This window comes from Streptomyces zhaozhouensis (genome assembly GCF_900230195.1).
GTDB lineage: Bacteria > Actinomycetota > Actinomycetes > Streptomycetales > Streptomycetaceae > Streptomyces > Streptomyces zhaozhouensis.
Map to the genome: position 1 here is coordinate 1 of NZ_OCNE01000042.1, position 5115 is coordinate 5115.

General features: G+C 57.0%; 2 rRNA genes. Both read left to right on the forward strand.

The annotated features are described in order from the left end of the window. Positions 1 to 142: 142 nt before the first annotated feature. Positions 143 to 1687 (forward strand): 16S ribosomal RNA (locus CRP51_RS27795). Positions 1688 to 1981: 294 nt separating this feature from the next. Then, positions 1982 to 5095: ribosomal RNA gene (locus tag CRP51_RS27800) — 23S ribosomal RNA — on the forward strand. Together the 16S and 23S rRNA genes form the textbook arrangement of a ribosomal RNA operon. Positions 5096 to 5115 lie beyond the last annotated feature (20 nt).

Consider the following 5115-nt stretch of genomic DNA (forward strand, 5'->3'; position numbering starts at 1 on the left):
CGCCCGGAGGGCCCTGAGAGGGGTTTGAAGGAAGCGTCCGTTCCTTGAGAACTCAACAGCGTGCCAAAAGTCAATGCCAGATTTTTGAGTTATTTGCGAGGATGTTCGAGCATCTTTGTGGGTGACATCTTTTGATGAAGCATTCACGGAGAGTTTGATCCTGGCTCAGGACGAACGCTGGCGGCGTGCTTAACACATGCAAGTCGAACGATGATCCGGCTTCGGTCGGGGATTAGTGGCGAACGGGTGAGTAACACGTGGGCAATCTGCCCTGCACTCTGGGATAAGCCTGGGAAACTGGGTCTAATACCGGATATGACCTTCTCTCGCATGGGGGAGGGTGGAAAGCTTTTGCGGTGCAGGATGGGCCCGCGGCCTATCAGCTTGTTGGTGGGGTAGTGGCCTACCAAGGCGACGACGGGTAGCCGGCCTGAGAGGGTGACCGGCCACACTGGGACTGAGACACGGCCCAGACTCCTACGGGAGGCAGCAGTGGGGAATATTGCACAATGGGCGCAAGCCTGATGCAGCGACGCCGCGTGAGGGATGACGGCCTTCGGGTTGTAAACCTCTTTCAGCAGGGAAGAAGCCTTGCCTTTTTGGGTGGGTGACGGTACTTGCAGAAGAAGCACCGGCTAACTACGTGCCAGCAGCCGCGGTAATACGTAGGGTGCAAGCGTTGTCCGGATTTATTGGGCGTAAAGAGCTCGTAGGCGGCTTGTCGCGTCGATTGTGAAAGCTCAGGGCTTAACCCTGGGTCTGCAGTCGATACGGGCAGGCTAGAGTTCGGTAGGGGAGACTGGAATTCCTGGTGTAGCGGTGAAATGCGCAGATATCAGGAGGAACACCGGTGGCGAAGGCGGGTCTCTGGGCCGATACTGACGCTGAGGAGCGAAAGCGTGGGGAGCGAACAGGATTAGATACCCTGGTAGTCCACGCTGTAAACGGTGGGAACTAGGTGTGGGCAGCATTCCACGTTGTCTGTGCCGTAGCTAACGCATTAAGTTCCCCGCCTGGGGAGTACGGCCGCAAGGCTAAAACTCAAAGGAATTGACGGGGGCCCGCACAAGCGGCGGAGCATGTGGCTTAATTCGACGCAACGCGAAGAACCTTACCAAGGCTTGACATACGCCGGAAAACCATGGAGACATGGTCCCTCTTTGAGTCGGTGTACAGGTGGTGCATGGCTGTCGTCAGCTCGTGTCGTGAGATGTTGGGTTAAGTCCCGCAACGAGCGCAACCCTTATCCTGTGTTGCCAGCAACTCTCTTCGGAGGGGTTGGGGACTCACGGGAGACTGCCGGGGTCAACTCGGAGGAAGGTGGGGACGACGTCAAGTCATCATGCCCCTTATGTCTTGGGCTGCACACGTGCTACAATGGCTGGTACAATGAGCTGCGATGCCGTGAGGTGGAGCGAATCTCAAAAAGCCAGTCTCAGTTCGGATTGGGGTCTGCAACTCGACCCCATGAAGTCGGAGTCGCTAGTAATCGCAGATCAGCATTGCTGCGGTGAATACGTTCCCGGGCCTTGTACACACCGCCCGTCACGTCACGAAAGTCGGTAACACCCGAAGCCGGTGGCCTAACCCCCTTGTGGGGAGGGAGTCGTCGAAGGTGGGACTGGCGATTGGGACGAAGTCGTAACAAGGTAGCCGTACCGGAAGGTGCGGCTGGATCACCTCCTTTCTAAGGAGCATTTGGCCAGCCCCTTGCGAGTGTCTTGGGGTGGTTGCTCATGGGTGGAACATTGACTATTCGGCACTTTTTGGTTGGTTCGTCGCGCTAGTACTACTCACGTGGTGGGTGTGGAACGAGTGGGGATCGCTGGGGAGTGTGGGGCACGTTGTTGGGTGTCTGAGGGCACGGCCGCGTTCTGCGGGGTCGGTTGGTCTTCGGCTGCCAGGATCATCTCTGTCTTTGCGGGTGGGGGTGGTGGACTGGTTGTTGGTTGAGAATTGCACAGTGGACGCGAGCATCTGTGGCCAAGTTGTTAAGGGCGCACGGTGGATGCCTTGGCACCAGGAACCGATGAAGGACGTGGGAGGCCGCGATAGGCCCCGGGGAGCTGTCAACCGAGCTGTGATCCGGGGGTGTCCGAATGGGGGAACCCGGCAGTCGTTATGGGCTGTCACCTGCCGCTGAATGTATAGGCGGTGTGGAGGGAACGCGGGGAAGTGAAACATCTCAGTACCCGTAGGAAGAGAAAACAACCGTGATTCCGGGAGTAGTGGTGAGCGAAACCGGAGGAGGCTAAACCGTTTGTGTGTGATACCCGGCAGGGGTTGCGCAGGCGGGGTTGTGGGAGCGTGTTGGATCGTTCTGCCGGACGGTCGGAGAGTGAGAAACCATGGTGGTAGTCGAAGGGCATGCGAAAGGCCTGGCGTAGAGGGTAAGACCCCCGTAGACGAAATCATTGTGGCTCTTTTATGCGTTTCCCAAGTAGCACAGGGCCCGAGAAATCCTGTGTGAATCTGGCGGGACCACCCGTTAAGCCTAAATATTCCCTGGTGACCGATAGTGGATAGTACCGTGAGGGAATGGTGAAAAGTACCGCGGGAGCGGAGTGAAAGAGTACCTGAAACCGTGTGCCTACAAGCCGTGGGAGCGTCGCACAGCAAGGCTTGCTTTGTTGTGTCGTGACTGCGTGCCTTTTGAAGAATGAGCCTGCGAGTTTGCGGTGTGTTGCGAGGTTAACCTGTTGGTGGGGAGCCGTAGCGAAAGCGAGTCCGAAGAGGGCGTTTGAGTAGCATGCCCTAGACCCGAAGCGGGGTGATCTAGCCATGGGCAGGGTGAAGCGTGGGTAAGACTGCGTGGAGGCCCGAACCCACCAGAGTTGAAAATCTGGGGGATGACCTGTGGTTAGGGGTGAAAGGCCAATCAGACTCCGTGATAGCTGGTTCTCCCCGAAATGCATTTAGGTGCAGCGTCGTGTGTTGCTTGCTGGAGGTAGAGCACTGGATAGGTGATGGGCCTTACCGGGTTACTGACCTTAGCCAAACTCCGAATGCCGGTAAGTGTAAGCGCGGCAGTGAGACTGTGGGGGATAAGCTCCATGGTCGAGAGGGAAACAGCCCAGAGCATCGACTAAGGCCCCTAAGCGTGTGCTAAGTGGGAAAGGATGTGGAGTCGCAGAGACAGCCAGGAGGTTGGCTTAGAAGCAGCCATCCTTGAAAGAGTGCGTAATAGCTCACTGGTCGAGTGATTCTGCGCCGATAATGTAGCGGGGCTCAAGTACACCGCCGAAGTCGTGTCGCCATACTTTTGTGTGGTGGGTAGGGGAGCGTCGTGTGCCGGGTGAAGCAGCCGTGGAAACGTGTTGTGGATGGTTCACGAGTGAGAATGCAGGCATGAGTAGCGATACATGCGTGAGAAACGTGTGCGCCGATTGACTAAGGGTTCCTGGGTCAAGTTGATCTGCCCAGGGTAAGTCGGGGCCTAAGGCGAGGCCGACAGGCGTAGTCGATGGATAACCGGTTGATATTCCGGTACCCGCTGTGGAGCGCAAGCGCTGAATCTTCTGATGCTAAGCCCGTGAAGCCGCCTGGTTTCGTCTTTGACGTTTCTGGGAGTGGTGGAGCCGGTGACCCGAGGGGGTAGTAGGTGAGTGATGGGGTGACGCAGGAAGGTAGTCCAGCCCGGGCGGTGGTTGTCCCGGGGTAAGGGTGTGGCCCGAGTGGTAGGTAAATCCGCTGCTCTTGTGGGTGAGACCTGATGCCGAGCCGATTGTGGTGAAGTGGATGATCCTATGCTGTCGAGAAAAGCCTCTAGCGATGTTTCATGGTGGCCCGTACCCGAAACCGACTCAGGTGGTCAGGTAGAGTATACCGAGGCGTTCGGGTGAACTATGGTTAAGGAACTCGGCAAATTGCCCCCGTAACTTCGGGAGAAGGGGGGCCGCTTCTGGTGATGACACATTGCTGTTTGAGCTGGGGGTGGCCGCAGAGACTAGCGAGAAGCGACTGTTTACTAAAAACACAGGTCCGTGCGAAGCTGTAAGGCGATGTATACGGACTGACGCCTGCCCGGTGCTGGAACGTTAAGGGGACTGGTTAGCTGCATTTTGTGTGGCGAAGCTGGGAACTTAAGCGCCAGTAAACGGCGGTGGTAACTATAACCATCCTAAGGTAGCGAAATTCCTTGTCGGGTAAGTTCCGACCTGCACGAATGGCGTAACGACTTCTCGGCTGTCTCAACCATAGGCCCGGTGAAATTGCAGTACGAGTAAAGATGCTCGTTTCGCGCAGCAGGACGGAAAGACCCCGGGACCTTTACTATAGCTTGATATTGGTGTTCGGTTCGGTTTGTGTAGGATAGGTGGGAGACTGTGAAGTTCACACGCCAGTGTGGGTGGAGTCGTTGTTGAAATACCACTCTGATCGTGCTGGATGTCTAACCTGGGTCCGTGATCCGGATCGGGGACAGTGTCTGGTGGGTAGTTTAACTGGGGCGGTTGCCTCCTAAAGAGTAACGGAGGCGCCCAAAGGTTCCCTCAGCCTGGTTGGTTATCAGGTGGTGAGTGTAAGTGCACAAGGGAGCTTGACTGTGAGACTGGCGGGTCGAGCAGGTGCGAAAGCAGGGACTAGTGATCCGGCGGTGGCTTGTGGGAGCGCCGTCGCTCATCGGATAAAAGGTACCCCGGGGATAACAGGCTGATCTTCCCCAAGAGTCCGTATCGACGGGATGGTTTGGCACCTCGATGTCGGCTCGTCGCATCCTGGGGCTGGAGTTGGTCCCAAGGGTTGGGCTGTTCGCCCATTAAAGCGGTACGCGAGCTGGGTTTAGAACGTCGTGAGACAGTTCGGTCCCTATCCGCTGCGCGCGTTGGAGTCTTGAGAAGGGCTGTCCCTAGTACGAGAGGACCGGGACGGACGAACCTCTGGTGTGCCAGTTGTTCTGCCAAGGGCATGGCTGGTTGGCTACGTTCGGGAGGGATAACCGCTGAAAGCATCTAAGCGGGAAGCCTGCTTCGAGATGAGGACTCCCACCCACTTGATGGGGTAAGGCTCCCTGGAGACCACGGGGTTGATAGGCCGGAGATGGAAGCCTAGTGATAGGTGGAGTTGACCGGTACTAATAGGCCGAGGGCTTGTCCATAGATGCTCGCGTCCACTGTG